Annotated in this window: 23 protein-coding genes; 20 read left to right on the top strand and 3 right to left on the bottom strand. The window is 66.8% G+C overall.

Annotated elements, in window-relative coordinates; all coding sequences use genetic code 11:
• Nucleotides 1-43: 43 nt before the first annotated feature.
• From tsf to ACW5IY_RS07095, 17 genes are all read left to right on the top strand, one after another.
• A complete protein-coding gene (gene tsf / locus ACW5IY_RS07175; RefSeq protein WP_049436477.1) occupies nt 44-919 on the top strand; it encodes a translation elongation factor Ts in 876 nt (291 codons plus the stop codon).
• 258 nt (nt 920-1,177) lie between these two features.
• Nucleotides 1,178-2,716, top strand: a complete 1,539-nt coding sequence (locus ACW5IY_RS07170) for a GGDEF domain-containing protein (RefSeq protein ID WP_049436476.1) — start codon at nt 1,178-1,180, stop codon at nt 2,714-2,716.
• Between the two features lie 121 nt (nt 2,717-2,837).
• A complete protein-coding gene (pyrH, locus tag ACW5IY_RS07165) occupies nt 2,838-3,566 on the top strand; it encodes a UMP kinase (protein WP_010486325.1) in 729 nt (242 codons plus the stop codon).
• Nucleotides 3,567-3,662: 96 nt separating this feature from the next.
• The gene (gene frr / locus ACW5IY_RS07160; RefSeq protein WP_032127942.1) at nt 3,663-4,217 is read left to right on the top strand and encodes a ribosome recycling factor; all 555 of its coding nucleotides are present in this window, start codon (nt 3,663-3,665) and stop codon (nt 4,215-4,217) included.
• A 5-nt stretch (nt 4,218-4,222) separates the two neighbouring features.
• Nucleotides 4,223-4,990 (top strand): polyprenyl diphosphate synthase, encoded by a 768-nt coding sequence (uppS, locus tag ACW5IY_RS07155; protein WP_032127943.1) that lies wholly within the window; start codon nt 4,223-4,225, stop codon nt 4,988-4,990.
• Complete coding sequence (locus ACW5IY_RS07150; protein ID WP_010486331.1) at nt 4,987-5,823, top strand: phosphatidate cytidylyltransferase; 837 nt, start codon at nt 4,987-4,989, stop codon at nt 5,821-5,823. The genes uppS and ACW5IY_RS07150 overlap by 4 nt, the downstream gene beginning before the upstream one ends.
• 2 nt (nt 5,824-5,825) lie before the next feature.
• Nucleotides 5,826-7,016, top strand: coding sequence for a 1-deoxy-D-xylulose-5-phosphate reductoisomerase (locus ACW5IY_RS07145; RefSeq protein WP_049436475.1), 1,191 nt, complete (start codon nt 5,826-5,828; stop codon nt 7,014-7,016).
• A gap of 55 nt (nt 7,017-7,071) precedes the next feature.
• Nucleotides 7,072-8,430 (top strand): RIP metalloprotease RseP, encoded by a 1,359-nt coding sequence (gene rseP / locus ACW5IY_RS07140; RefSeq protein WP_049436474.1) that lies wholly within the window; start codon nt 7,072-7,074, stop codon nt 8,428-8,430.
• 74 nt (nt 8,431-8,504) lie between these two features.
• Entirely contained in the window at nt 8,505-10,868 is a 2,364-nt protein-coding gene (bamA, locus tag ACW5IY_RS07135; RefSeq protein WP_049436473.1) for an outer membrane protein assembly factor BamA, read from the top strand.
• Nucleotides 10,869-11,308: 440 nt separating this feature from the next.
• Complete coding sequence (gene lpxD / locus ACW5IY_RS07130; RefSeq protein ID WP_049433841.1) at nt 11,309-12,331, top strand: UDP-3-O-(3-hydroxymyristoyl)glucosamine N-acyltransferase; 1,023 nt, start codon at nt 11,309-11,311, stop codon at nt 12,329-12,331.
• The gene (gene fabZ / locus ACW5IY_RS07125; RefSeq protein WP_008265823.1) at nt 12,328-12,786 is read left to right on the top strand and encodes a 3-hydroxyacyl-ACP dehydratase FabZ; all 459 of its coding nucleotides are present in this window, start codon (nt 12,328-12,330) and stop codon (nt 12,784-12,786) included. Before lpxD ends, fabZ begins: the two co-directional genes overlap by 4 nt.
• Before the next feature lie 16 nt (nt 12,787-12,802).
• Nucleotides 12,803-13,594, top strand: coding sequence for an acyl-ACP--UDP-N-acetylglucosamine O-acyltransferase (lpxA, locus tag ACW5IY_RS07120; RefSeq protein ID WP_049433842.1), 792 nt, complete (start codon nt 12,803-12,805; stop codon nt 13,592-13,594).
• Entirely contained in the window at nt 13,591-14,850 is a 1,260-nt protein-coding gene (gene lpxB / locus ACW5IY_RS07115) for a lipid-A-disaccharide synthase (RefSeq protein ID WP_049433843.1), read from the top strand. Before lpxA ends, lpxB begins: the two co-directional genes overlap by 4 nt.
• Nucleotides 14,847-15,509: a ribonuclease HII gene (locus tag ACW5IY_RS07110; RefSeq protein ID WP_049433844.1), complete on the top strand. Its 663-nt coding sequence runs from the start codon at nt 14,847-14,849 to the stop codon at nt 15,507-15,509. Before lpxB ends, ACW5IY_RS07110 begins: the two co-directional genes overlap by 4 nt.
• A gap of 238 nt (nt 15,510-15,747) precedes the next feature.
• Complete coding sequence (gene dnaE, locus ACW5IY_RS07105) at nt 15,748-19,338, top strand: DNA polymerase III subunit alpha (RefSeq protein ID WP_049433845.1); 3,591 nt, start codon at nt 15,748-15,750, stop codon at nt 19,336-19,338.
• 64 nt (nt 19,339-19,402) lie between these two features.
• Nucleotides 19,403-20,272, top strand: a complete 870-nt coding sequence (locus ACW5IY_RS07100) for a hypothetical protein (protein WP_049433846.1) — start codon at nt 19,403-19,405, stop codon at nt 20,270-20,272.
• A gap of 113 nt (nt 20,273-20,385) precedes the next feature.
• Nucleotides 20,386-21,345: an acetyl-CoA carboxylase carboxyltransferase subunit alpha gene (locus ACW5IY_RS07095; protein WP_049433847.1), complete on the top strand. Its 960-nt coding sequence runs from the start codon at nt 20,386-20,388 to the stop codon at nt 21,343-21,345.
• A gap of 284 nt (nt 21,346-21,629) precedes the next feature.
• Here ACW5IY_RS07095 and ACW5IY_RS07090 read toward each other — a convergent pair whose 3' ends face one another.
• On the bottom strand, nt 21,630-22,085 hold the full coding sequence (locus tag ACW5IY_RS07090; protein WP_049433848.1) for a CopD family protein: 456 nt from the start codon (nt 22,083-22,085) through the stop codon (nt 21,630-21,632).
• Nucleotides 22,086-22,234: 149 nt separating this feature from the next.
• Here ACW5IY_RS07090 and ACW5IY_RS07085 point away from each other — a divergent pair, with 149 nt between their 5' ends.
• Nucleotides 22,235-22,825, top strand: coding sequence for a class I SAM-dependent DNA methyltransferase (locus ACW5IY_RS07085; protein WP_049433849.1), 591 nt, complete (start codon nt 22,235-22,237; stop codon nt 22,823-22,825).
• Nucleotides 22,826-22,918: 93 nt separating this feature from the next.
• Complete coding sequence (locus tag ACW5IY_RS07080; RefSeq protein ID WP_049433850.1) at nt 22,919-24,226, top strand: polyhydroxyalkanoate depolymerase; 1,308 nt, start codon at nt 22,919-22,921, stop codon at nt 24,224-24,226.
• Nucleotides 24,227-24,355: 129 nt separating this feature from the next.
• Here ACW5IY_RS07080 and ACW5IY_RS07075 read toward each other — a convergent pair whose 3' ends face one another.
• Nucleotides 24,356-25,345 (bottom strand): sensor domain-containing protein, encoded by a 990-nt coding sequence (locus ACW5IY_RS07075; protein ID WP_049433851.1) that lies wholly within the window; start codon nt 25,343-25,345, stop codon nt 24,356-24,358.
• Nucleotides 25,342-25,707, bottom strand: coding sequence for a PadR family transcriptional regulator (locus ACW5IY_RS07070; RefSeq protein ID WP_021203665.1), 366 nt, complete (start codon nt 25,705-25,707; stop codon nt 25,342-25,344). The genes ACW5IY_RS07075 and ACW5IY_RS07070 overlap by 4 nt, the downstream gene beginning before the upstream one ends.
• Nucleotides 25,708-25,843: 136 nt before the next feature.
• On the opposite strand from ACW5IY_RS07070, the gene ACW5IY_RS07065 reads away from it, so the two are divergent.
• Nucleotides 25,844-26,746: a peptidylprolyl isomerase gene (locus tag ACW5IY_RS07065; RefSeq protein WP_049433852.1), complete on the top strand. Its 903-nt coding sequence runs from the start codon at nt 25,844-25,846 to the stop codon at nt 26,744-26,746.
• The last annotated feature ends 66 nt before the right edge of the window (nt 26,747-26,812 follow it).

Below are 26,812 nucleotides of genomic sequence, written 5' to 3'. Positions count from 1 at the left end.
GCCACCATGCCGGCCCAACCCCTTTCTTTCGTGAGGTAATCCCGTGGAAATCACTGCTTCCCTGGTCAAGGAACTGCGCGAGCGCACCGGCGCCGGCATGATGGAATGCAAGAAGGCGCTCACCGAAGCCAACGGCGACATCGACGCTGCTGCTGAAGCCATGCGCAAGTCCGGCGCTGCCAAGGCCGACAAGAAGGCTGACCGCGTGGCCGCCGAAGGCCGTCTGGGCCTGGCCCAGGATGGCGGCAAGGCCGTGCTGGTCGAAGTCAACTCGGAAACCGACTTCGTCGCCAACGATGACAACTTCAAGTCCTTCGTCAATGCCGTCGCCGCTGCCGCCCTGGCATCGGGCGCCACCGACGTGGAAGCCGTGAAGGCTGCCAAGCTGGCCGATGGCCGCACCGTTGAAGAAGCCCGCGCCACCGCCGTGCAGACCCTGGGTGAGAACATCCAGATCCGTCGCATGGTGAAGGTCGATGGCAACAACACCGTCGGCGCCTACGTCCACACCAACGGCAAGGTTGGCGTGCTGGTCGACCTGGTCGGCGGCGACGTCGAACTGGCCCGTGGCCTGGCCATGCACGTGGCTGCCCTGAAGCCGCCGCACAACAAGGCTTCGGACGTTCCGGCCGACTTCGTCGAGAAGGAAAAGGAAATCGAGCTGGCCAAGATGTCCGAAAAGGACAAGGCCAAGCCGGCCGAGATCCTGGAAAAGATCATCAGCGGCAAGATCAACAAGATCGTCAGCGACGTGACCCTGTACGGCCAGACCTACGTGCTGGGCGACACCACCGTCGAGCAGGTGGTCAAGGCCGCTGGCGCCGACGTGGCTGGCTTCAAGCTGCTGATCGTCGGCGAAGGCATCGAGAAGGTGGTGGAAGACTACGCCGCTGAAGTTGCCAAGGCGATGCAGGTCTGATTCCAGCCTTCCGGCTGCGAAGCGACCAGAAGGAGCCGCGGGAAACCGCGGCTCTTTTTTTATGCCCGGGACAATGGGAGGCCCATGCTCCAACTGTAGGTGCGCACACCGACGCCGCGCACACCGGCACCTTTGCGTTGCGCGCGAATCAAGCCGATACTCGGCGCAGGGAATCCACAGTCACATAGCAGGAACGAAAATCACGGACTGTGATGCATTCCTAGGTATTCTTGTCCCAATGGAATTGAACGACCCGACATGCCTCCCGAGCTGACAGCTGCCCTGGCGCTCTGCCGCAACCTGCCTTCGCCACCCGGTATTGCCCTGCGCATCATCGAACTGGCACAGGACCCGGAAGCGGACATCGCCACCGCCGCCGACATCATCGCCATCGACATGGCGCTGAGCGCTCGCATGCTGCGCATCGCCAATTCGCCGCTGTACGCCAGTCGTCGCCGCATCGAGAACCTCGGCCAGGCACTGACCATGCTGGGCCTGAATGCCACCATCAGCCTCGCCCTTGGCTTCACCGTTACCGACGGCCTGACCGGCGGCAGCGGCGCTGGCCATGACCTGCGCCAGCGCGCGTGGAAGCGCAGCATTCTCAGCGCACTGGCCGCCAGCCAGCTGGGCCAGGCCCGCGGCCTGCGCCGCCTGGAGGAACTGATGCTGGCCGGGCTGCTGCAGGACCTGGGCGTGCTGTGCCTGGCCCAGGCCGAATCGGAGCGCTACCTGCCGCTGCTGCGCGAAGCCCGTGACAACACGGACCTGGTTGCCCGCGAGCGCGACGCGCTCGGCTGCAGCCACGCCGATGTCGGCGCCTGGGTGGCCGAGCAATGGGGCCTGCCGCGCTATCTGGTGGAGAGCATCAGCCACAGCGAGGACGACGACGCTGCCGATTCGCCGTTCCAGGCCTGCGTGCAGCTGTCCGGCGCTGTCGCCGACATCTGGCTGGACGAAGATGCCGATGCCGCCCGCGAGCGTGCCTTGCACCAGGTACATGACCGGCTGGAACTCGACAGCGCCCGTTTCGACCAGGTGCTGACCCGCATCAGCGAGGCCCTGCCGGACATCGCCAGCCTGTTCGAGGCCGGCCTGAACTCGCCGTTGCGCGTGCGCGAGCTGATCGACCACGCGCAGGAGCTGGCCACCCTGCGCAACCTGCGCGAGCTGCAGGATGCCGACCAGGCGCGCCGCCGCGCCGACGAATTCGAGGCGCGGGCCAAGCGCCTGGCCGACCAGGCCCACCGCGACGCCCTGACCGGCGTGCTCAACCGCCGCCAGCTGGAGGCGGTGCTGGAGCAGGAGTTCCTGCGCGCCGGCCGCCAGGGCTGGCCGCTGTCGGTGGCCTTCATCGACCTGGACGACTTCAAGAAGATCAACGATGCCCACGGCCACCTGACCGGCGACGAGGTGCTGCGCGCCTTTGCCGGCAAGCTGCAGGGCCAGCTGCGCAACAGCGACACCGTGGCCCGCTTCGGCGGCGAGGAATTCGTCGCCCTGCTGCCCAATACCAGCGAAAGCGTGGCCCTGGACGTGATCCGCCGGGTGCTGGCCAACATCGTCGCCACGCCGATGGCCGAGCTGGAGGGAGGGCCGTTGTTCGTCACCTTCTCCGCCGGCGTGGCCACCCAGGGCGGCTACGAGCGCTTTGCCGACGTGCAGGACCTGCTGCGTGCCGCCGACGATGTGCTGTACCGATCGAAGAACCTGGGCCGCAACCGGGTGATCGCCCGCTCTCCCGGCGCCCTCGGCCACGACGAGCTTTCGGCCACCGCCGGCGCCGAGCTGGGCTGAACGGGGCGCCCCACGTGACCGGGGCGAACGCCAGGATTTTGCGCCGCAGTGCACAAAACACTATGGCCCGACGCCGCATGCGCGTAGAATCGCCCGCGATTTCCACGCACCCGAGGTCCCCATGTCCAAGCTCGCCTATCGCCGCATCCTTCTGAAACTATCCGGGGAGGCGCTGATGGGAGATGAGGACTACGGCATCGACCCGAAGATCATCAACCGCCTGGCCCGTGAGGTCATCGAAGCCCAGCAGGCAGGCGCCGAAGTTGCGCTGGTGATCGGCGGCGGCAACATCTTCCGCGGCGCCGGCCTGGCCGCTGGCGGCATGGACCGGGTCACCGGCGACCAGATGGGCATGCTGGCCACGGTCATCAACGCCCTGGCCATGCAGGACGCCCTCGAGAAGCTGGGCGCCAAGGCCCGGGTGATGAGCGCGATCAAGATCAACGACGTGTGCGAGGACTACATCCGCCGCCGCGCCATCCGCCACCTGGAAAAGGGCCGCCTGGTGATTTTCGCCGCTGGCGTCGGCAGCCCGTTCTTCACCACCGACTCCGGCGCCGCGCTGCGTGCGATCGAGATCGGTGCCGACCTGCTGCTGAAGGCGACCAAGGTCGATGGCGTGTACGACAAGGACCCGAACAAGCACAGCGACGCGGTCCGCTTCGACAGCCTGAGCTACGACGAAGTGATCCGCCGCGGCCTGGAGGTGATGGATACGGCGGCCTTCGCACTGGCCCGCGACAGCGACCTGCCGATGCGCGTGTTCGACATGGGCCAGCCGGGCGAGCTGCTGAAGATCCTCAGCGGCGAGAACATCGGCACCCTGGTCCAGGGCCGCGATCCGGCCTGAGCCTGAGCGCCAGGCGAGCTCCGGGCCGATTCAGGCCCGGCAGCGTCCCGTATTCGCCTATAATCGCCCGATTCCAGTTACACCCAGGACCGGGCGATGCTCAACGACATCAAGAACAACGCGCAGACGCGCATGGCCAAGAGCATCGACGCTCTGAAGCACACCCTCACCTCGATCCGCACCGGCCGCGCCACCCCGGCCCTGCTGGACCGCGTCACGGTCAGCGCCTATGGCAACGCCAGCACCCCGCTGAACCAGGTCGCATCGATCTCCAACGCCGACGCCCACTCGCTGCTGGTCACGCCGTTCGACAAGAGCATGATCAAGGAGATCGAAAAGGGGCTCTACAACGCCGAGTTCACCCCGAACACCCTGGGCACCGCGATCCGCATCAACATGCCGCCGCCGACCGAAGAGCGCCGCAAGGAGCTGGCCAAGCAGGTGCAGAAGGAAGGCGAAGGCGCCAAGATCGCCATCCGCAACATCCGTCAGGACGCGAACAAGGAAATCGCCAAGCTGGTCAAGGACAAGGCGATCAGCGAAGACGAGAAGAAGCGCGGTGAAGACGACATCCAGAAGTTGACCGACACCAACATCAAGGACGTCGACAAGGTCGTTGCCGACAAGGAAAAAGAACTGCTGTCGGTCTGAAGTCGATGCCTTCAGTCCCGCCTCCATTGCCGGCCGCCCTGCCCCGCCACATTGCCATCATCATGGATGGCAATGGGCGCTGGGCACAGCAGCGCCGTCGTCCGCGCGTGATCGGCCACCGGGCCGGCGCGCGTGCGGTCAACCGCACCATCGAGCGCTGCCTTGAGCTGGGCATTCCGGCACTGACCCTGTTCGCGTTCTCCAGCGAAAACTGGGGCCGGCCGCAGGAAGAAGTCGATGCGTTGATGAAGCTGTTCCTCGGCGCGCTCGACCGCGAAGTGGACGAGTTGCATCGGCGTGGCGTGCGCGTGCGCTTCATCGGCGAGCGCGAACGCTTCGGCGCCGGGCTGGTCAGCCGCATGCAACTGGCCGAGCAGCGCACCGCGGACAACACCACCCTGACCCTGTCGATCGCCGCCAGCTACGGTGGCCGCCAGGACATCGCCCGTGCTGCGCGCGCACTGGCCGCCGAGGTCGCCGCCGGCCGCCTGCTGCCCGAACAGATCGACGAATCGCTGCTGGGCAGCCAGGTCGCCCTGGCCGACCTGCCGCCACCGGACCTGTTCATCCGCACCGGTGGCGACACCCGCATCAGCAACTTCCTGCTGTGGCAGCTGGCGTACACCGAGCTGTGGTTCACCGAGGCGCTGTGGCCGGACTTCGATCCCGCTCTGCTGCAGCAGGCGCTGGACGCCTACGGCAGCCGTGAGCGTCGTTTCGGCCTGACCAGCGCCCAGATCGCCGCACTGGCCACCGAGACTTCCAGCCCATGACCAAGACCCGAGTCCTTGCCGCGCTGATCATGGCGCCGGTCGCCATTGCCGCGATCCTGCTGCTGCCGACCCAATGGCTGGCAGCGGCGGCCGCTGCGGTGCTGCTGATCGGCCTGTGGGAGTGGCTGAAGCTGGCCGGCATCGAAGACACCCTGGCGCGCACCGTGCTGCTGGTGCTGAACCTGCTGCTGATGGTGCTGCTGGTCTGGGCCGATGGCAGCACGCTGGTGCTGTTCCAGATAACCACGCTGGCCGGTGTCGCCTGGTGGTTGGCGGCGCTGGTCTGGCTTCGCTTCTTCAATTTCGGTGCGCAACCGTCGGCACCCTCGCGCATCGTGAAGATGCTGGCGGGTACACTAGCCATCGTTCCGGCCTGGGCCGCGCTGGTGCTGATCCATGCTGGCGGCGATCCGCCGGGCAAGCAGGGCCACCTGTGGCTGCTGGCTGCCCTGGCACTGGTCTGGGCGGCCGATTCGGGCGCCTATTTCGCCGGCCGTCACTTCGGCAAGCACAAGCTGGCCCCGCGCATCAGCCCGAACAAGACCTGGGAAGGCCTGTTCGGCGGCCTGCTGGCCGGTGTCGCCGTGGCCGTCGGCCTGGGCTGGCTGGCCGGCATCGATACCGCACACCTGCCGGGCCTGCTGATCACCTCGGTCGTGGCCGTGTTCGCCTCGGTGCTGGGTGATCTGTTCGAAAGCCTGATCAAGCGCCACGCGGGCGCCAAGGACTCGGGCCACCTGATTCCGGGCCATGGGGGCGTGCTCGACCGTGTCGACGGCGTCCTGGCTGCAGTGCCGGTGTTCGCACTCGGCAAGGAAATCTTCGGGTTCTGACCATGAATGCTGTCGCAGACCTGCGCCGGGTCGCCGTGTTCGGCGCCACCGGCTCGATCGGTGCCTCCACGCTGGACGTGATCGCCCGCCACCCGCAGCGCTACCAGGCCACCGTGCTGGCCGCCGGCCGCCAGGTGCAGGCGCTGCTGGCGCTGTGCCGCCAGCACAGGCCCGCGCACGCGGTGATCGCTGACGCATCACTGTTCGCCGAGCTGCGCGACGGCCTGCGCGATGCCGGACTGGCCACCGAGGCGCATGCCGGCCATGCCGCGCTGGACCAGCTGGCCGCCAGCGATGCCTGCGACACCGTGGTTGCCGCCATCGTCGGTGCGGCCGGGCTGTCTTCCACGCTGGCCGCGGCCGCCGCGGGCAAGCGCATCCTGCTGGCCAACAAGGAATCGCTGGTGCTGGCCGGTGAGCTGCTGACCCGCACTGCCCAGCACGCTGGCGCTGAGATCATTCCGATCGACAGCGAACACAGCGCGATCTTCCAGTGCCTGCGCTCGCGCGACGCCAGCACTGACGGCGCCGGTGTGCGCCGGATCCTGCTGACCGCCTCCGGTGGCCCGTTCCGCGGCCGCAGCCGGGCCGCGCTGGCCCAGGTCACCCCGGCCCAGGCCGTGGCCCACCCGAAATGGTCGATGGGCCCAAAGATCTCGGTCGATTCGGCGACGTTGATGAACAAGGGCCTGGAAGTGATCGAGGCCCACCACCTGTTCGGCATCCCCGGTGAGCGCATCGAAGTGCTGGTGCATCCGCAGAGCCTGGTCCACTCGCTGGTCGAGTTCGTGGACGGTTCGACCCTGGCGCAGATGGGCCTGCCGGACATGCGCACCACCCTGGCCGTTGGCCTGGGCTGGCCACAACGCATCGAATCGGGCGTGGCCGGGCTGGACCTGCTGGCCCAGGGCCGGCTGGATTTCGAGGCCCCCGATACCGACGCCTTCCCCTGCCTGGCCCTTGCCTGGCAGGCGATGCAGGCCGGTGGCACCGCGCCGGCGGTGCTGAATGCTGCCAATGAAGAGGCCGTTTCAGCGTTTCTTCAGGGCCGGATCGGTTTCCTGACCATCCCGGAGCTGGTTGCTAACGCTCTTTCAACACTGCCGACCCAGCGAGCCGATACACTGGAGGTCCTGTTGTCCGCCGACCAGCGGGCACGCCAGCTGACCCTGAACGCCATCGACGCCGCCTGAACGACCGCCTCGCCCAGCATGACGCCGCCGCCCCTGCCCGCCACTGTGAGCCTGCATGACTGACTTCATCGGATCGGTCTGGTGGATGATTGTCAGCCTCGGGCTGCTGGTCACGTTCCACGAGTTCGGGCATTACTGGGTCGGGCGCCTGTGCGGGGTCAAGATCCTGCGCTTCTCGGTCGGCTTCGGCCGGCCGCTGTGGTCGCGCCGGGACAAGCACGGTACCGAGTTCGCCATCGCCGCCATCCCGCTGGGCGGTTATGTGAAATTCCTCGACGAACGCGAAGTCGAAGTCCACCCGCACGAGCGCGGCCAGGCCTTCAACCACAAGACCGTCTGGCAGCGCATCGCCATCGTCGCCGCCGGACCGATCGCCAACCTGCTGCTGTGCATCCTGCTGCTGTGGGCGATGTTCGTGATCGGCAAGCAGGATTATTCGCCGACCATCGGCCGTGTCAGCGGCATCGCCGCCAGCGCCGGCCTGACCAGCGGCGACCGCGTGCTGCGCGTGGACGAGCGCCCGGTGGTCACCCTCGGCGAGGCCAGCATGGCGCTGACAGCCGCAGCGATGGACCGCCGCGACGTGAAGCTGGAAGTGCTGGACCCGGCCGATCAGGTGCGCGTGCGCACCCTGCCGCTGTCGCAGCTGCCCTCCGGTTTCGATGAACGACGCGTGCCGATCCTGGCTGGCCTGTACTGGCAGTCGTGGCTGCAACCGGCACGGGTCGATTCGCTCACCGCGGACTCCGTGGTGGCCGGGCAGCTGCAGCCGGGCGATCTGATCGTGGCGATCGACGGCCAGCGCATCGACGGTGCCGACCAGGTCATCGGCGAGATCCAGACGCTGGGCCGCGCTGGCGGCCCGGGCATGATCGAGGTCCTGCGGGGCGGCGAACGCCTGGCGCTGGAAGTCACCCCGCGCCAGGGCAAGGATTCCAAGGGCGAGCCGATCTGGCAGATCGGCGTGCAGTTCCCGACCTCGTTCAGCCCGCCCTATGACACCCTGCTGCGCTATGGCCCGCTCGACGCGGTCACCGTGGCCGTGCGCGAAACAGGCCGCCTGGCGGCCGATTCGCTGGGCATGATGGGCCGCATCGTCACCGGCAAAGCCTCGCTGCAGAACGTTTCCGGGCCAGTGACCATCGCCCGCGTGGCCAATGTTTCAGCCAAACGCGGCCTGGACTGGTTCCTGCAGTTCCTTGCCCTGCTGTCACTCAGCCTGTGCATCATCAACCTGTTGCCGATCCCGATCTTGGACGGCGGCCACCTGCTGTATTACCTTATCGAGTTGGTCAAGGGCAGCCCGCTGAGCGAGCGTGCCATCGCCGCCGGCCAGTACATCGGCCTGGCGTTGCTGGCCGGGCTGATGGGGTTGGCGTTCTACAACGACATCCTCGGCCTGGTCCCGCGATGAACTTTTCCATGTTGTTGCCGTCTACAGCGTCGGCATCCCGCACCAACGAAATCGACCTTCCTACCGGACGTGACATGACGCGACTCCCCAATCGCCGCCTGCTGGCCCTCGCCCTCGCCGCCGTCACCGGCGCTCCCGCCCTGGCCCAGGCAGCCGAGCCCTTCACTGTCAGCGACATCCGCGTGGATGGCCTGCAGCGCATCAGCTCGGGCACGGTATTCACCTACCTGCCGGTGGAGCGTGGCGAGACGGTCACCGACAACAAGGTCGGCGAGACCATCCGCGCCCTGTACAAGACCGGCTTCTTCGAAGACGTGCAGCTGGACCGCCAGGGCAGCATCCTGGTGGTGACCGTCAAGGAACGCCCGGCGATCAACAAGCTGACCGTGACCGGCAACAAGGACATCAAGTCCGAGCAGCTGCTCAAGGGCCTGTCCGACATCGGCCTGACCGAGGGCGGCACCTTCGATCGCCTGAGCCTGGACCGCGTGACCCAGGAACTGCGCCGCCAGTACAACGACCGCGGCAAGTACAACGTCGAGATCACCCCGACGGTGAGCCCGCTGGACCGCAACCGCGTGGACATCGCGATCGCCATCAAGGAAGGCAAGGCGGCCAAGATCCGTCACGTCAACCTGGTCGGCACCGAGAAGTTCGAGAGCAAGGACATCCTGGAGACCTGGGAGTCCAAGGAGCACAACTGGGCGTCGTGGTACCGCCGTGACGACCAGTACTCCAAGGAAAAGCTGTCCGGCGACCTGGAAAAGCTCAATTCCTGGTACCTCGACCGCGGCTATGTCGATTTCAGCATTGATTCGACCCAGGTGTCGATCAGCCCCGACAAGCGCGACATGTTCCTCACCGCCGGCGTGACCGAAGGTGCGCAGTACAAGATCTCCGAGATCAAGGTCAGCGGCGACACGATCCTCCCGCAGGAGGATGTCGAGCGCATGGTGATCCAGAAGTCCGGCGACACGTTCTCGCGTGCGCTGCTGGAATTCAGCTCGGACACCATCACCAACTCGCTGTCGAACATCGGCTACGCGTTCGCCAAGGTGAACCCGATCCCGACCACCAACCGCCCCGAGCAGACCGTGGCGATCAACATGCAGGTCGTGCCCGGCCCGCGCGTGTCGGTGCGTCGCATCCTGTTCCGTGGCAACACGCGTACGTCCGACGAAGTGATGCGTCGCGAAATGCGCCAGTTCGAGAACAGCTGGTACTCGCAGGCCGCGATCGACCGCTCCAAGATCCGCCTGCAGCGCCTGGGCTACTTCGAGTCGGTGGACGTGGAAACCCCGGCCGTCAGCGGCAGCAACGACCAGGTCGACGTCGTCTACAACGTCAAGGAAACCACGTCCGGCAGCTTCGTGTTCGGCCTGGGCTACTCGCAGTCCTACGGCATGACCACCTCGGTGCAGCTGTCGCAGAACAACTTCCTCGGCGGCGGCAACCGCGTGTCGGTCGAAGCCTCGCGCAGCAGCTACCTGCAGCGCTACGGCTTCAGCTACACCAACCCGTACTTCACCGATGACGGCGTGTCGCTGGGCTACAACCTGTCCTGGCGCGAGCTGGACTACTCCGACTTCAACACCGCGCAGTACAACAGCACCAATGGTTCGGCGCAGGTGGTGTTCGGCGTGCCGATCACCGAGACCGATACCGTCTCGCTGATGTTCGGCATCGACAGCAACCAGATCACCACCTACCAGGGCTCGACCCCGCAGTCGATCATCGACTACATCAACGCCGTCGGTAAGCGCACGTTCCATGCCTGGCGCACCGAGCTGGGCTGGGCGCGTGACTCGCGCAACGACTACTTCATGCCGACCCGCGGTACCTACCAGCGCATCGGCCTGGAAACCACGCTGCCGGGTTCGACCATCGAGTACTACAAGCTGAACTACCAGATCAGCAAGTACTGGCCGATCATGCCGTCGCTGGTGATCAACACCCGTGCCGAAGTGGGCTACGGCGATGCCTATGGCAACGACTACACCCGCACGCTGACCAACCCGGACGGCACCACCCGTACGGTGACCGCCAGCGGCCTGCCGTTCTTCGAGAACTTCTACGCCGGCGGTACCAACTCGGTGCGTGGCTTCGAAGACAACACCCTCGGCCCGCGCGAAGTCACCAACGGCTATCCGGAAGGCCAGCCGCTGGGTGGTTCGCTGAAGACCGTCGGTTCGGTCGAAGCCTACTTCCCGCGCCTGTTCGACAGCCCGTCGGCACGTGTATCGGCCTTCGTCGACTTCGGCAACGTCTACAACGGCACCAAGAACTTCAAGGCCAACGAACTGCGCGTGTCCACCGGTGTGGCCCTGCTGTGGCGCGCCCCGGTCGGCCCGATCTCGATCAGCTACGCCTTCCCGCTCAAGAAGGAAGACGATGACAAGATCGAACGCCTGCAATTCACCTTCGGTGGCCAGTTCTAAGAACTGACCACCGAAGGTGCGCCGCGGCTTGCTGCGCAAGCAGCGGGTCCCGACCTACCTCCTATCCCCCGCGCCACTGGCGCGCCCCCCTTAACAGAAGGGGGGCTCTCCACCAGACGGGTCTCGAATCGCCGGGCATTGCCCGGCGTTTTCGTTTAGAAGGGCTGGCGGAAGCGAGCGCTCCGCTTTTGATCTTTCCTGTTTTTCCGTGGCTGGCACTCGCGCCACGCCGTCGGAGGGCGGATGGGTGGGGCCTGCGAGGGTGTGAGCCGCATGGATGCGGCGACCAAGGCTACATGGACGTACTTGCGCCGTCCCTCGCGGGCCCCACCCGTCCGACCCAGCCCACGGGCCTGACTCTGCCAGCCACGAGGGGCCCCGCCGTTGGCCGCAGAACCGCCCCGCATGACCGCAATGGCGTCACACGTTAAACTCCCGCCGTGAATACTCCCACCTACACCGCCCAGCAACTCGCCGAGCAGTTCGGCCTGCAGGTCCATGGCGACCCCGCCACCGCCATCCATGGCGTGGCTACCCTCGCCCATGCCGGACCTGGCCAGCTGACCTTCCTCGCCAATCCACGCTACCGCGCCCAGCTGGCCGACAGCCAGGCCTCGCTGGTGGTCCTGCGTGCCGACGACGCCGAGGCCGCCCCCGGCGCCGCGCTCGTGGCCAAGGACCCGTACACCACCTTCGCCAAGATCGCCGCGCTGTTCGACATCGCGCCGACGCGCCCGCCGGGCATCCACCCCAGCGCCGTCATCGATCCCAGCGCCCAGGTCGCCGCCAGCGCCCATATCGGCCCGTTCGTCTCCATCGGCGCGCGCAGCGTGGTTGGTGAGAACTGCATCATCGGCACTGGCAGCGTGATCGGCGAAGACTGCAGCCTGGACAACGGCTGCGAGCTGATCGCGCGGGTCACCCTGGTCACCCGGGTCAAGCTCGGCAAGCGCGTTCGCGTGCATCCCGGCGCCGTACTCGGCGCCGATGGCTTCGGCCTGGCGATGGACGCCGGCAAGTGGATCAAGGTGCCGCAGCTCGGCGGCGTGCGCATCGGCGACGATTGCGAAATCGGCGCCAACACCTGCGTCGACCGTGGCGCGCTGGAAGACACCGTGCTGGACGAAGACGTGCGCCTGGACAACCTGGTGCAGATCGCGCACAACGTGCAGATCGGCGCGCACTCGGCCATCGCCGGCTGCACCGGCATCGCCGGCAGTGCCAAGATCGGCCGCTACTGCCTGCTCGGCGGCCACGTCGGCGTGGTCGGCCACCTCGAGATCTGCGACAAGGTCGTGATCACCGGCAAGTCGGTGGTCCGCAATTCCATCCATGAGCCGGGCGAGTACTCGTCCGGCACCCCGTTGACCGACAACCGCACGTGGCGCAAGAACGCCGCGCGCTTCAAGCAGCTGGACGCATTGGCTCGCCGCGTCCTGGCTGCTGGCAAGGAGAAAGAATGAACGACACGCTGCAGCTTCCGATCGACGTCTGCCAGATCCAGGAACTGCTCCCGCACCGCTACCCGTTCCTGCTGGTGGACCGGGTGCTTGAGCTCGACATCGAGGCCAAACGCATCCTTGCGCAGAAGAACGTCAGCATCAACGAGCCGTTCTTCCAGGGTCACTTCCCGGGCCGCCCGATCATGCCCGGCGTGCTGATCATCGAAGCGCTGGCGCAGGCCGGTGGCGTGATGACCCAGCTCACGCTCGGCCGTGACTCGCAGTCCAAGCTGTTCTACATGGTCAAGGTGGAAAACGCCCGCTTCAACAAGCAGGTCGTTCCCGGCGATGTGCTGATGCTGGACGTGCAGATGAAGCGCCTGATCCGCAACATGGGCTGGTACTACGGCGAAGCCAAGGTCAACGGTGAAGTCGTTGCCTCGGCCGAAGTCATGTGTGCCGGCGCCAAGGGCTGATCCACTGGAGGCAGGAATGACTGACAACGCACCGCGGATCCACCCGACCGCCGTCATCGACCCGGCCGCGCGCCTGGCCGATGACGTCCAGGTGGGCGCGTTCACCCTGATCGGCGCCGATGTGGAAATCGGTGCCGGCACGGTGGTCGGCCCCCACTGCAGCATCCACGGCCCGACGAAGATCGGCCGCGACAACCGCTTCATCGGCCACGCAGCGGTCGGTGGCGAACCGCAGGACAAGAAGTATGCAGGGGAGCGCACCGAGCTGGTGATCGGCGACCGCAATGTGTTCCGCGAGTTCGTCACACTGAACCGTGGCACCGGCGGCGGCGGCGGCATCACCACCATCGGCAACGACAACTGGATGCTGGCCTACACGCACGTGGCGCATGACTGCCATGTCGGCAACTTCTGCGTGTTCTCCAACAACACCACCCTGGCCGGCCACGTGACCGTGGGCGACTACGTGATCATCAGCGGCTTCGCCGGTGCCCACCAGTTCTGCCGGATCGGCGCGCATGCCTTCCTCGGCATGGGGGCGCTGACCAATGGCGACGTTCCGCCGTTCACCATGGTCGGCACCGATTCGCTGGGCCGCCCGCGCGGCATCAACAGCGAAGGCCTGAAGCGCCGCGGTTTCGATGCCGAGCGCATTTCCGCCATCAAGCGTGCCTACCGCACCCTGTACGTGGCGGGCCTGCCGCTGGCCGAAGCCAAGGTGCAGCTGACCGAACAGGCGCGTGACAGCGATGACGTGAAGGCCATGCTGGACTTCATCGAGCACGCCGAGAGGCCCTTGCTGCGATGAGCAGCACGACCGGCCAGGCGCCGGCCGGCGCCGCCGTGATTCCGCTGGCCTCGATGACCGGCAGCGTCCCCGCGCAACGGGTGCTCAGCGAGCGCCCGTTGCGGATCGCCCTGGTGGCCGGTGAGGCCTCTGGCGATCTGCTCGGTGCGGGCCTGGTTCGCGAACTCAAAGCGCGCTTCCCGAATGCCGAGTTCGCCGGCATCGGAGGCGACGCCATGCGCAGCGCCGGCTGCCAGACCTGGCACGATGCCAGCGAGCTGGCGGTGATGGGCCTGACCGAAGTGCTGCGCCATCTGCCGCGCCTGCTGAAGCTGCGCTCGGCGTTCCGCCAGCGTGCGCTGGACTGGCAGCCGGACGTGTTCATCGGCATCGACGCCCCCGACTTCAACCTGGGCATCGAGCGCTGGCTGAAGCAGCGTGGCGTGCGCACCGTGCATTACGTCAGCCCCTCGGTCTGGGCCTGGCGTGAGAAGCGTGCCGAGAAGATCGGCAGCAGCGCCGACCTGGTGCTGTGCCTGTTCCCGATGGAACCGCCCATCTATGCCAAGCACGGCATCGACGCGCGCTTCGTCGGCCATCCGATGGCCGACGACATTCCGCTGCAGGGCAACCGCGAGGAAGCGCGCGCCGCGCTTGGCCTGCCGACTTCGGCCAAGGTGCTGGCGGTGCTGCCGGGCAGCCGCCTGGGCGAAATCTCGCGCCTGGGCGAGCCGTTCTTCGAAGCCGCCTGGCAGGTCTCCGAGCGCATCCCCGGCCTGCACGTGGTGGTGCCTGCCGCCAACCCCGCATGCAAGCGGCTGATCGAAGAGCAGCTGTCGCGCTCGGCGCTGCCGGTCGCGTACTCGCATGTACTCGACGGTCAGGCCCGCAACGCCATGATCGCCGCCGACGTGGTGGTGCTGGCGTCCGGTACCGCGACCCTGGAGGCGATGCTGGTGAAGCGGCCGATGGTGGTCGGCTACCGTGTCAACGAACTGACCTACCGTCTGGTCAAGGCATTCGGCCTGATCAAGGTCGACCGCTTCGCCCTGCCCAACATCCTGGCCGGGCAGGACCTGGCACCGGAACTGATGCAGCACGACTGCACGCCGGACAAGCTGGCCGCGGCCATCCAGCAGTGGTTCGACCACCCACAGCGGGTGACCGACCTGCAGGGCACCTATGCCCGCCTGCATGAGCGCCTGCGCCGCAATGCTTCGGCACGTGCCGCCGACGCCGTCGGCGAGCTGCTGATGCGCGACCAGGCCCAGGTATGAGCCGCCGCCACGCCGCAGCGGCCAGCCTGGCCCTGTTCGATGGCAGCGCGGTAATCGAGCCGGAACGCCTGGTTGCCGGCGTCGATGAGGCAGGCCGTGGTCCGCTCGCCGGGCCGGTGGCGGTGGCGGCGGTGGTGTTCGACCCGGCGCGGCCACGCATCAACGGCCTGGACGATTCCAAGCAGCTCACTGCGGCGCGCCGCGAGCAGCTGCATGACCGCATCATCGAGCGCGCCCTTGCCTGGCACGTGGTGCTGGTGGACGTGGACACCATCGACCGCCTGAACATCTACCAGGCCACCCTGCAGGGCATGCGCGATGTCGTCGCCGCGGTCGCCCACGTGGCCGGCTTCGCGCGCATCGACGGCAACGTGGCGCCCAAGGGCCTGGTACTGCCGGCGCAGGCGCTGATCGGCGGCGATGGCATCGACCGCGCGATCATGGCCGCATCGATCCTGGCCAAGGTCTCGCGCGACCGTTACATGCTGGACGTGCATGCCCGCCACCCGCAGTACGGCTTCGAGCAACACAAGGGCTACGGCACCCCGGCCCACCTGGCCGCCCTGCGCGAGCACGGCCCCTGCATGGAGCACCGGCGCAGCTTCGCCCCGGTACGGGAGTGCCTGGAAACGCCGCCGGCTGTCGCGGCCATCGCCTGAGCCTGCTGGAGTTGTAGAGCCGAGCCCATGCTCGGCTGTCCACAGCAGCCGAGCATGGGCTCGGCTCTACAGAAGGCGGCCTCCCGCACGCCTGAATCCGGCGCCACGCCGTGCCCCTGTCAAGCCTTGTCGCAACCCCCTGCCCTCGCTACCCTGACCGGGCACTCCAGCGCTTCCCGACCCCGGCGACGATTTCCCCGTCGGCACCCGGGGCCCGCGCGCTCCAACCTGGTCCGGCATGTCCAACTCCCGCTTCGTACATCTCCACGTCCACACCGAGTTCTCGCTGGCGGACTCCACCATCCGTGTGCCGGCCAAACCGGACCAGGCGGACCCGAAGAAGGCCAAGCAGGCCAACCTGCTGTCGCGCTCGGTCGAGCTCGGGCTGCCCGCGCTGGCGGTGACCGACCTCAACAACCTGTTCGCGCTGGTCAAGTTCTACAAGGCCGCCGAAGGCGTAGGCATCAAGCCGATCGCCGGCGCCGACGTGCTGATCGCCGAAGAGGGCCAGGACCCGTGGCGGATGACGCTGCTGTGCCGCGACCGCGAGGGCTACCTGAGCCTGTCCCGGCTGCTGACCCGCGCCTGGATGGAGGGCCATCGCCCCGAGGGCGGCGTGGCCGTGCACCCGGACTGGCTGAAGGCCGGCAACGCCAACCTGTTCGCATTGGCCGGTCGGCAGAGCCTGGCCGGGCGCCTGGCGCTGGACGGCAAGCATGAACTGGCCGAGCAGCAGCTGGCCGACTGGCAGCGCGTGTTCGGCGATGGCCTGCACCTGGAGCTGACCCGCACCGGCCGCGAAGGCGAGGAAACCTTCAACCAGTTCGCGCTGATGGCCGCCGGCCAGCGTGGCCTGCCGGTGGTGGCCAGCAACGACGTGCGCTTCCTGTCGCCGTCGGACTTCAGCGCGCACGAAGCGCGCGTGTGCATTTCCACCGGCCGTGTGCTGGACGACCCCAAGCGCCCGCGCGAGTACAGCGACCAGCAGTACCTGAAGTCGGCCGAGGAAATGTGCGCGCTGTTCGCCGACATCCCCGATGCGATCGACAACACGCTGGCGCTGGCCGAGCGCTGCAACATCGAGATGCGGCTGGGCACCTACTTCCTGCCCAACTATCCGGTGCCGGACGACGAGACCCTGGACACCTGGATCCAGAAGATGTCGCGCGATGGCCTGGAAGAGCGCCTGGAGAAGAATCCGCTGGCCCCGGGCAAGACCCGCGAAGAGTACTTCGAGCGCCTGGAGTTCGAGCTCAACACCATCATCAAGATGGGCTTCCCAGGCTACTTCCTGATCGTGGCCGACTTCATCCAGTGGGGCAAGAACCAGGGCATCCCGATCGGCCCCGGCCGTGGTTCGGGTGCCGGTTCGCTGGTGGCCTGGGCGCTGAAGATCACCGATCTGGACCCGTTGCCGTACAACCTGCTGTTCGAGCGCTTCCTGAACCCGGAACGCGTGTCGATGCCCGACTTCGACATCGACTTCTGCATGGACCGCCGCGACGAGGTGATCGACTACGTCGCGCGCAAGTACGGGCGCGAGCGCGTCAGCCAGATCATCACCTACGGCACCATGGCCGCCAAGGCGGTGGTGCGCGACTCCGGCCGCGTGCTGGGCTTCCCGTACGGCCTGGTCGATGGTGTTTCCAAGCTGATCCCGAACATCCTGGGCATCCACCTGAAGGATGCACTGGGCAAGGGCAAGGAAGGCCCCAGCTCGGAAATGGCCTCGGCCGAACTGATCCAGCGCTACGAGACCGAGGACGATGTCCGCGACCTGATCGACCTGGCGCTGCAGCTGGAAGACCTGACCCGCAACGCCGGCAAGCACGCCGGTGGCGTGGTGATCGGGCCCGAGCCGCTGAGCGAGTTCTGCCCGCTGTACGCCGAACACGATGAGAACGGCCTGGGCAAGAACCCGGTCACCCAGTTCGACAAGAACGACGTGGAAGAAGTGGGCCTGGTGAAGTTCGACTTCCTCGGCCTGCGTACGCTGACCATCATCGACTGGGCGGTGAAGGCGATCAACAAGCGCCACGAGCGCGCCGGCATCCCGCCGGTGGACATCGCCGCGATTCCGCTCGACGACACGCCCACCTACAAGGACATCTTCGCCAACGGCAACACCGGCGCGGTATTCCAGTTCGAATCCTCGGGCATGCGCCGCCTGCTGAAGGACGCGCGCCCCGACCGTTTCGAAGACCTGATCGCGCTGGTGTCGCTGTACCGCCCTGGCCCGATGGACCTGATTCCTTCGTTCAACGCGCGCAAGCACGGCCAGGAAGAAATCATCTATCCCGATCCGCGCACCGAAGCGATCCTGAAGGACACCTACGGCATCATGGTGTACCAGGAGCAGGTGATGCAGATGGCGCAGATCGTCGGCGGCTACTCGCTGGGCGGCGCCGACCTGCTGCGCCGCGCGATGGGCAAGAAGGTGCCGGCCGAAATGGCCAAGCACCGCGAGATCTTCCGCGAAGGCGCGGCCAAGGACGGCGTCGACGAGGCCAAGGCCGATGCGATCTTCGACCTGATGGAGAAGTTCGCCGGCTACGGCTTCAACAAGTCGCACGCCGCCGCCTATGCGCTGGTCAGCTACCAGACCGCGTGGCTGAAGCGCCATTACCCGGCCGAGTTCATGGCGGCCACGCTGTCCTCGGACCTGGACAACACCGAGAAGGTGGTCGGCTTCCTGGACGAGGTGCGCAACCTCGGCCTGACCGTGCTGCCGCCGAAGGTGAACCACTCCGCCTTCATGTTCGAAGCGGTGACGCCGGACACCATCCAGTACGGCCTCGGTGCGATCAAGGGCGTCGGCCAGGGGGCCTGCGAGGCGGTGGTCGAGGAGCGGCTGAAGGGCGGCCCGTTCAAGGACCTGCTCGACTTCTGCACCCGCGTCGGCTCGGCCAAGCTCAACCGGCGCACGCTGGAAGCGATGATCAACTGTGGTGCGCTGGACGAGCTCGGCCGCAACCGCGCCTCGCTGATGCTGCAGCTGCCGGAAGTGATCAAGGCCACTGATCAGATGGCGCGCGAGCGTGCGTCCGGGCAGAACTCGCTGTTTGGCGGGCCCGACCCGAGCACCGTGTCGATTCAGCTGGACCTGCCCGAAGCCGAAGAATGGCCGTTGCTGCAGCGCCTCAACGGCGAGCGCGACACGCTCGGTTTCTACCTCAGCGGCCACCCGTTCGATCCCTGGCGCGACGATGTGCGCGATCTGGTAGGCAACGACCTGGGTTCGGTGGAGAAGATCTGGAGCGCCAACAGCGGTGGCGGTGGTGGCGGCGAGAAGCGCTGGCGCCCGGAAGTACAGACCGTGCTGGCCGGTCAGGTGGTCGGTGTGCGTCGCAAGGGCGAGAGCCAGATCTTCATCCAGCTGGAAGATGGCCGCGGCCGCGTCGAGTGCAGCGCGTTCTCCGACGCGATGGCCGAGTTCGGGCACCTGATGACCAAGGACCGCATCCTGGTGGTCAAAGGCGGCCTGCGCGAGGACGAGTTCAACGGCGGCTACGCGCTGCGCATCCGCCAGTGCTGGGACTTCGACGAGGTCTGCGCCAACTACGCCACGCGGTTGTCGCTGCGCTTGGACCTGCGCCAGCAGCGCCCGGTCTGGGAGCGCATCGATGCCCTGCTCGACCGCCATCGCCCGGGGCGCACGCCACTGCGCCTGGACCTGCTGCTGAAGGGTCCGCAGGGTGGCATCGCCGGCATGCTTGATGTGTCCGGGCAAAGCGCGGTACGCATTGATTCCAAGCTGATGGAGGCGCTGCGCGCCGACCCGGCCGTGCGCACGCTGAAAGTGCGCTACAGCCCACCGTGGGCCAGCTGAGGCTGGCTCCCTGTTTTTCCTGCCCCCCCTGTTTCCCCGTTCCAAGTATCAAGGACGATTGCCGATGAAGACCCTGCTGTTCCCGTTTGCCGCGGCTCTGACCCTGGCCGCCTGCTCGCCATCGAAGATCGAGTTCCAGATCGACAACCCGACCGACACGCCGCTGGCGCTGAGCATCGATGGCAAGGACCTGCCGGTGGCCGCACAGGGTTCGCGCCCGATCTCGCTCGCCGTCGGTGAGCACCGCCTGCACACCGACAAACTGGGCGACGTGCGCTTCATCGTCTACGTCGATGGCCGCGGCGGACTGATCAACCCGACCCTGAGCGAGTACGTGGTCGCCCGCGAGATCTACGTCACCGACGAGAGCAAGCTGAAGAACTTCGGCACCGGCAAGGCCGGCATCGAGCTGGGCGGCGTCGACTTCGAAGGTCCGTTCGAGAAGCACCACGAACTGTTCATCGACAAGACCTGGACCTACGGCGTGCGCGAGCCCTTCCCGAAGGAAAAGGTGGTGGCCCACGTCGATGCCAGCGGCGGCCAGATCGTCGCCAAGGTGTTCACTGCCCCCGACTTCATCGCCTACGTCGAGGAAGGCATGGACGAGCCCGGCGCGTTCAAGCGTGAGCAACCGGCCGGCTACGTGGCCCCGACCTACCGCCTGGAACCGGCCCCGGCCAGCCTGCCGGCGCTGGTACCGGCCTTCGAAGCGCATGCCGCGCCGCTGCGCGAGGTCTATGCGCGCTGGCTGAAGGCCACCACCGCCGATGAGCAGAAGGCCCTGCGCAAGCAGGACTTCGCCGCGCAGATGGCCTTCACCTCGGCCACCGCCACCCTGGGCAGCGGGCTGGGCCGGGAGGCCAACGAGGCCTACAACGACTTCGTTTCCCAGCGCAGCCAGCTGATGGGCCGCAGCGCCCTGGTGGTGCCCTGAGCTGACTGGCGCCCCCTGCCCGGCTGCGCTACCGTCGCCTTCCAGACGAAGGCGTACGGGTGGTTTGCACGCATTCGGCTAGAATTCCCCTCTTCTTTACACGACGGCTTCCGATGAATCCGAACTACCTCGACTTCGAGCAACCCATCGCCGACCTGGAAGCCAAGATCCAGGAACTGCGCAACGCCAGCGCCGGGCCGGCGGTCAATGTCGAGGCGGAAGTGCACGCGCTGCAGGACAAGCTGCGCATGCGCACCGCGCAGATCTTCCGCAACCTGACCTCGTGGCAGGTGCTGCAGCTGGCCCGTCATCCGTCGCGCCCGTACACCGCCGACTACCTCCGCGTCATGTTCGACGAGTTCCAGGAGCTGGCCGGCGACCGTGCCTTCGCCGACGACAAGGCGATCATGGGTGGCCTGGCCCGCATCAACGGCCGTGCGGTGATGGTGATCGGCCACCAGAAGGGCCGTGACACCAAGGAAAAGATCAAGCGCAACTTCGGCATGCCCAAGCCGGAGGGCTACCGCAAGGCCCTGCGCCTGATGAAGATGGCCGAGCGTTTCGGCCTGCCGGTGCTGACCCTGATCGACACCGCCGGCGCCTGGCCGGGCATCGACGCCGAATCGCGCGGCCAGTCCGAAGCGATCGCGCGCAACCTGATCGAGATGGCCGAACTGAAGGTGCCAATCATCTGCACCGTGATCGGAGAAGGCGGCTCCGGCGGCGCGCTGGCGCTGGGCGTGGGCGACCGCACCGTGATGCTGGAATACTCGGTGTATTCGACCATCACCCCGGAAGGCTGCGCCTCGATCCTGTGGAAGGATGCCGGCAAGGCCAAGGACGCGGCCGAACAGCTGGGCCTGACCGCCCCGCGCCTGAAGAGCCTGGGCTTGGTCGACAAGGTCGTGCGCGAGCCCACCGGCGGCGCCCACCGCAACCCGACGCAGATGGCCAAGCGCCTGAAGGCCGTGCTGCTGAACGAACTGGACGCGCTGGACAAGCTGTCCACCGAACAGCTGCTGGAACAGCGCTACAAGCGCCTGCGCAGCTACGGCACCTACGAAGCAGCCTGATTCATCGGCTTGTTACTTTCTTGCTCGTGCAAGAAAGTAACCAAAGAACACGCCGCCGAACGCGAGCCGGTGCTATGCACCGGTTCCCTGTGCTTCTCGGTGAATCAGGGGACGGCGCCGAACTCGCTGCGCTCAGACATCGGCGCCTCTTCGCCCCTGTTTCACCTGCGGTGCTCGGCTCGCTCATGGCGGACCTGAACATCAAAAGCCACAGCTGCACCCAGTAGATCCACGCCATGCGTGGATGCATCTGTGCGATGCGCCTCGCGCGCAGCGCGCCCCGTTCAGAACGGCTTGGCCAGTACCAGCCACACGATCGGAATGAAGGCCAGCAACGGGATCTCGTTGATCCAGCGCAGCGCGCGCGACGACGGCAGCGCCCTGCCCTTGGCCACGCCCTTGAGCAGGCGCCCGATCCAGCTGAAGTACACGAGCAGCAGCACCACCAGCCCCAGCTTGGCATGCAGCCAGCCGGCGCCACCGGGCGCGACCATGGTCGGGAAATCGGGGATCACCTTGTAACCCAGCCACAGCACCAGGCCGAGCAGGAATGCCAGCCCGAACATCGAGTGGCCGAAGCGGTACAGGCGCAGGCCCATCAGCTGCAGGCGCTCGGTCACCGCTGGTTGCCCCGCCGTCTCGGCCAGGTTCACCAGGATGCGCGGCAGGTAGAACACCGTCGCCATCCAGGCCACCACGAACACGATGTGGAAGGTCTTGACCCAGTAGTAGCTCTGCATGCGCTCGCTCCGGCGGCTGGCGTAGGTTGGCAGCCATTCTCGCATGCCGTGGCCGAGCCACCCCACGCGCCAGCGCCGCGACACATCGACGCATGGCGCGTCGCAACACCGTAGGATAGGCGCCGTTTCCGCCGATCGCGCACCGCCCCATGGACAAGACCTACGACGCCGCCTACTTCCAACGCTGGTACCGCCGTGCCGACATCGGCGGCAGCGCCCGCCTGGCGCGCAAGGTCGCGTTGGCCGTGGCCAACGCCGAGTACTACCTGGAGCGGCCGATCCGCAGTGTGCTGGACATCGGCTGCGGTGAAGGCGCCTGGCGTGCACCGCTGCTGAAGCTGCGTCCGAAGGTCGAATACCTCGGCTTCGACAGCAGCGAGTACGCTGTGCGCCGCTACGGCAGGACCCGCAACCTGCACCTGGCCCGCTTCGGCGATTTCGCCTGGCTGCGGCCCTGCGCTCCGGTCGACCTGCTGGTGTGCTCGGACGTGATGCACTACGTGCCCGATCGCGAGCTGCGCGCCGGCCTGGCCGGCGTGGCAGAGCTGACCGGCGGCGTGGCCTTCCTGGAGACCTTCGCCGCCGAGGACGCGTTCGAGGGCGACCACGACGGCTTCCAGGCCCGCCCGGCGCGCTGGTACCGCCGCACGCTGGCCCGGCACGGCCTGCAGCCGGTAGGGTCGCATTGCTGGCTCGGCCCCGCCCTGGCAGGCGATGCGGCCGCGCTGGAACGGATGTGAATCCGGATTCATTATTTTCAGCCGACTTAACCTGCGGGACACCCGGATGGGATATGCTGCGCGGCAACATATGACCATACATATTCGGTCGTCATGCTCTATCAACTGCACGAACTGACCCGCAACCTGCTCGCCCCCTGGGTGCACCAGGCCCAGGCCAACGCCAAGTTCTTCGCCAATCAGGGCCACTGGTGGTCGCAGATGCCCGGTGCTGATCGCCTGGCGGCGGTCAATGAACTGTTCCACCGCATCGGCAAGGATTACGAGAAGCCCGAGTGGGGCATCAACGAAATCGACGTCGATGGCGAACGCGTGCCGATCGTCGTGCACGAGGAAGTAAGCAAGCCGTTCTGCAAGCTGCTGCGCTTCAAGCGCCACAGCAATGAAGCCGACCAGCTGCACACCATGCTCAACCAGCCGTTCGTGCTGGTGGTGGCGCCGCTGTCCGGCCACCACGCCACGCTGCTGCGCGATACCGTGCGCACGCTGCTGCGCGACCACCGCGTGTACGTTACCGACTGGGTGGATGCGCGCATGGTGCCGGCCAGCGAAGGCGAATTCGGCCTGGACGACTACATCGCCTACATCCAGGAATTCATCCGCCACCTCGGCGTGGAGCGCCTGCACGTGGTGAGCGTGTGCCAGCCGACCGTACCGGTACTGGCTGCGGTTTCGCTGATGGCCAGCCGTGGCGAGCCGACCCCGCGCACGCTGGTGATGATGGGTGGCCCGATCGATGCGCGCTGCAGCCCGACCGCAGTGAACAACCTGGCCACGCAGAACCCGCTGTCGTGGTTCGAGAACAACGTCATCCACACCGTGCCGGCCAGCTATCCCGGCGCCGGCCGTCGCGTGTATCCAGGCTTCCTGCAGCATGCCGGCTTCCTGTCGATGAACCCGAGCCGCCACTTCAGCTCGCACTGGGATTTCTACACCGACCTGGTCAAGGGCGACCTGGAAGACGCCGACGCGCACCGTCGTTTCTACGACGAGTACAACGCGGTGCTGGACATGCCGGCCAAGTACTACCTCGATACCATCCGCGTGGTGTTCCAGGACTTCCTGCTGCCGCGTGGTGAGTGGGTGGTCAACGGCGAGAAGGTCGATCCGTCGGCGATCCGCGATACCGCGCTGCTGAGCATTGAAGGCGAGCTGGACGATATCGCCGGCCTCGGCCAGACCGAAGCCGCGCAGGCGCTGTGCACCGGCATCACTGCGGACCGCCGTGAGCATTTCATCGTCGAAGGTGCCGGCCACTACGGCATTTTCAGCGGCCGTCGCTGGCGCGAGGTGGTGTACCCGAAGGTGCGCGACTTCTTCGCCGCCCATGCCGAAGCACCGGCGGCGAAGGTCACGAAGAAGAAGAGCAACGTCACCCCGTTGCGGCGAAAGGCGGGGTAACTCGCCCTGGTAGATGCCAACCTTGGTTGGCGCCCTGCCATGAATTCCGATATCTGATGGATCGTGCCAACCAAGGTTGGCACCTACCAAAGCGAAGCCCGCCAAACGTCCCGAAGCGTGGATTCCGGCTTACAACCGCACCAGCAGGTTCTTGGCGATCAGCCCGTGCAGCTTGCCGATGCCGCGTGCCAGGTGCATCGTCAACAGCAGCAGCAGCGCGCCCGCCGCAGCAACAGCGATCGCCACCAGCGGCGAGGCCGCCATCGGCAGCACGTTCACGTCGTTGATGTACACGCCGGGGATGTCACCACTGAAGATCGCTGCAACCGGCGCCCAGATCAGGCTCAGCGACAGCGACAGCAACGTCACCGCGATGGTGAAGTAGATCACGCCCAGCGGCAGCATCAGCACGAAGTACAGCAGGGTCAGCCAGGTACGCCCATCGGTGAACATGTCGCCGATGCGCTGCAACCACGTGCGGCTGCGGTCGGTGTAACGCGGACGGCGTGGCATGCGTTCGCCCAGCAGCGCTTCCACCAATCGCCCTTCCAGCAGCGCCAGCCCGCGCACCGAGCCGAAGAACAGCACGGTCAGCGGAATACCGATGATCAGGATCAGCAGGCCCAGCGACAGCGACAGACCGGTCACCACCCAGGTGAAGAAGAAGATGCCGGTGGCCAGCGACAGCAGCATGTAGAACAGCGCGCCGTAGGTATGCGGATCGGTCACCACACCAAAGAAGCGCGCCAGCAACGAGCGCTGCGCCGGCACCGGCGGCGGTGCAGCCGGCTCGACGCCACTGGCTTCGGCCGCCGCGCGCAGCACCGGTGCGGTATCCGCACGCGGCGTACGCAGCGCGCGGTTCACCGTCACTTCGGTCTCGCGGTAGATATCGGCGACTTCGTCCGGCGCGCCGTAGCTGCCGGCCACGTCGGCGATCACCTCGGCCTCGCTGCGACCGGGCTGCGCCGCCAGCTCCGAGCGCAGGTACTCCTCGGCGTCGTACAGCGCGTCCTGCACCATCGCCGGGTCTGCGCCGTCCAGCGCCGCGCGCAGCTGCGCCAGGTACTGCGGGATGGTGGTCGGCAGGGCTCGGCCTGCCAGGCTCGGGTCGTTCATTGCGGTACCCCCTCCAACACGGAATCGACGGAATCGCGGGTGGCCTGCCAGGCCTGGCGCCACTGCGCCAACACCTCGCGGCCACGTTCATTGATGCGGTAGTAGCGCCGCGGCGGTCCGCTGCTGGACGGCTCCACATGGCTTTCCAGCAGCCCGGCCCCTTCCAGGTTGCGCAGCACCGGGTACAGCGCGCTCTGCTTGCCGCTCAGCACGCCCTCGCCCACCCGCTCCAGCTCCTTGGCGATCAGGTAGCCATACAGCGGCTCGCCGGCCCGGGCCAGCACCGCCAGCAGGGCCAGAGACACGGTTCCGGCGCTGAGCTCCTTCTGGAACTTCTTCAGGTGGACATCGTCTTCGACCATGACCTGCCCTCCACTACGTTGAAGTCCACAGTAGTGCGAAGTTCGGTATAGCGAATGTGTCGTTAGTCATCGTGCCGGTTGGCGCGGCTGCGCGGCTCACGCAGAATCGAACCCTCGTTCATGTTCCGGGGTTCCCATGCCGCACCGCCGTCGCCTTGCACTGACCGCCCTCGCCCTGGCCTGCCTGCTGCCCTCGCTGGCCAGCGCTGCCGCCCCGTACCGCAGCCCGCAGCAGATCCTCGACGCCTCGGCGGCCAGCGACTGGCGCACGCCGGACCCGGCCAACCTGCTGTACATGGACCTGCCCGCCGGGCGCGTGATCATCGAGCTGGCGCCGCAGTTCGCCCCGCGGCATGTAGCCAACATCCAGACCTTCGCCCACGAGCATTTCTGGGACGGCACCAGCATCTACCGCTCGCAGGACAACTTCGTGGTGCAGTTCGGCGATGCCGACGCCGATGACGCGGCCAAGGCCAAGCCGTTCGGCAGTGCTGCGCGCAAGCTGCCGGCCGAGTTCGATCGCGCCAGCGCCGGCCTGAAGGTCAGCGTGCTGCCGGATCGCGATGGCTGGGCCGCGCAGACCGGTTTCGTCGACGGCTTCCCGGTCGGCCAGGACCCGCAGGCCGGCAAGGCCTGGCTGGCGCACTGCTACGGCATGCTCGGCGCCGGCCGCAGCAACGAGGAAGACAGCAGCATCGGTGCCGAACTGTATGTGGTGACCGGCCAGTCGCCGCGTCAGCTGGACCGCAACATCACCCTGGTCGGCCGCGTGCTGAAGGGCATGGAGCTGCTCAGCGCGATCCCGCGCGGGCCGGCACCGATGGGCTTCTACACCGACCCGAAACTGCGCACGCCGATCGTGTCGATCCGCCGTGCCAGCGACGTGCCGGTGGCCGAGCGCACGCCGATCCAGGTGCTGCGCACCGATTCGAAGACCTTCGCCGATACGGTCGAAGCGCGTCGCAATCGCGTGGATGATTTCTACAAGCGCCCGGCGGGGCATATCGATCTTTGCAATATTCCGGTGCCGGTGAAGTAACGCCGTCGCGGGTTCAGCGCGTGGCGCGTGCTGAAGGTGCTTCATTGTTCATGGGCGTCACTTTTC

It is taken from the genome of Stenotrophomonas sp. C-A (assembly GCF_054030835.1).
Note: the sequence above shows the minus strand (reverse complement) of the source record. Positions and strands in the feature narration are given on the sequence as shown.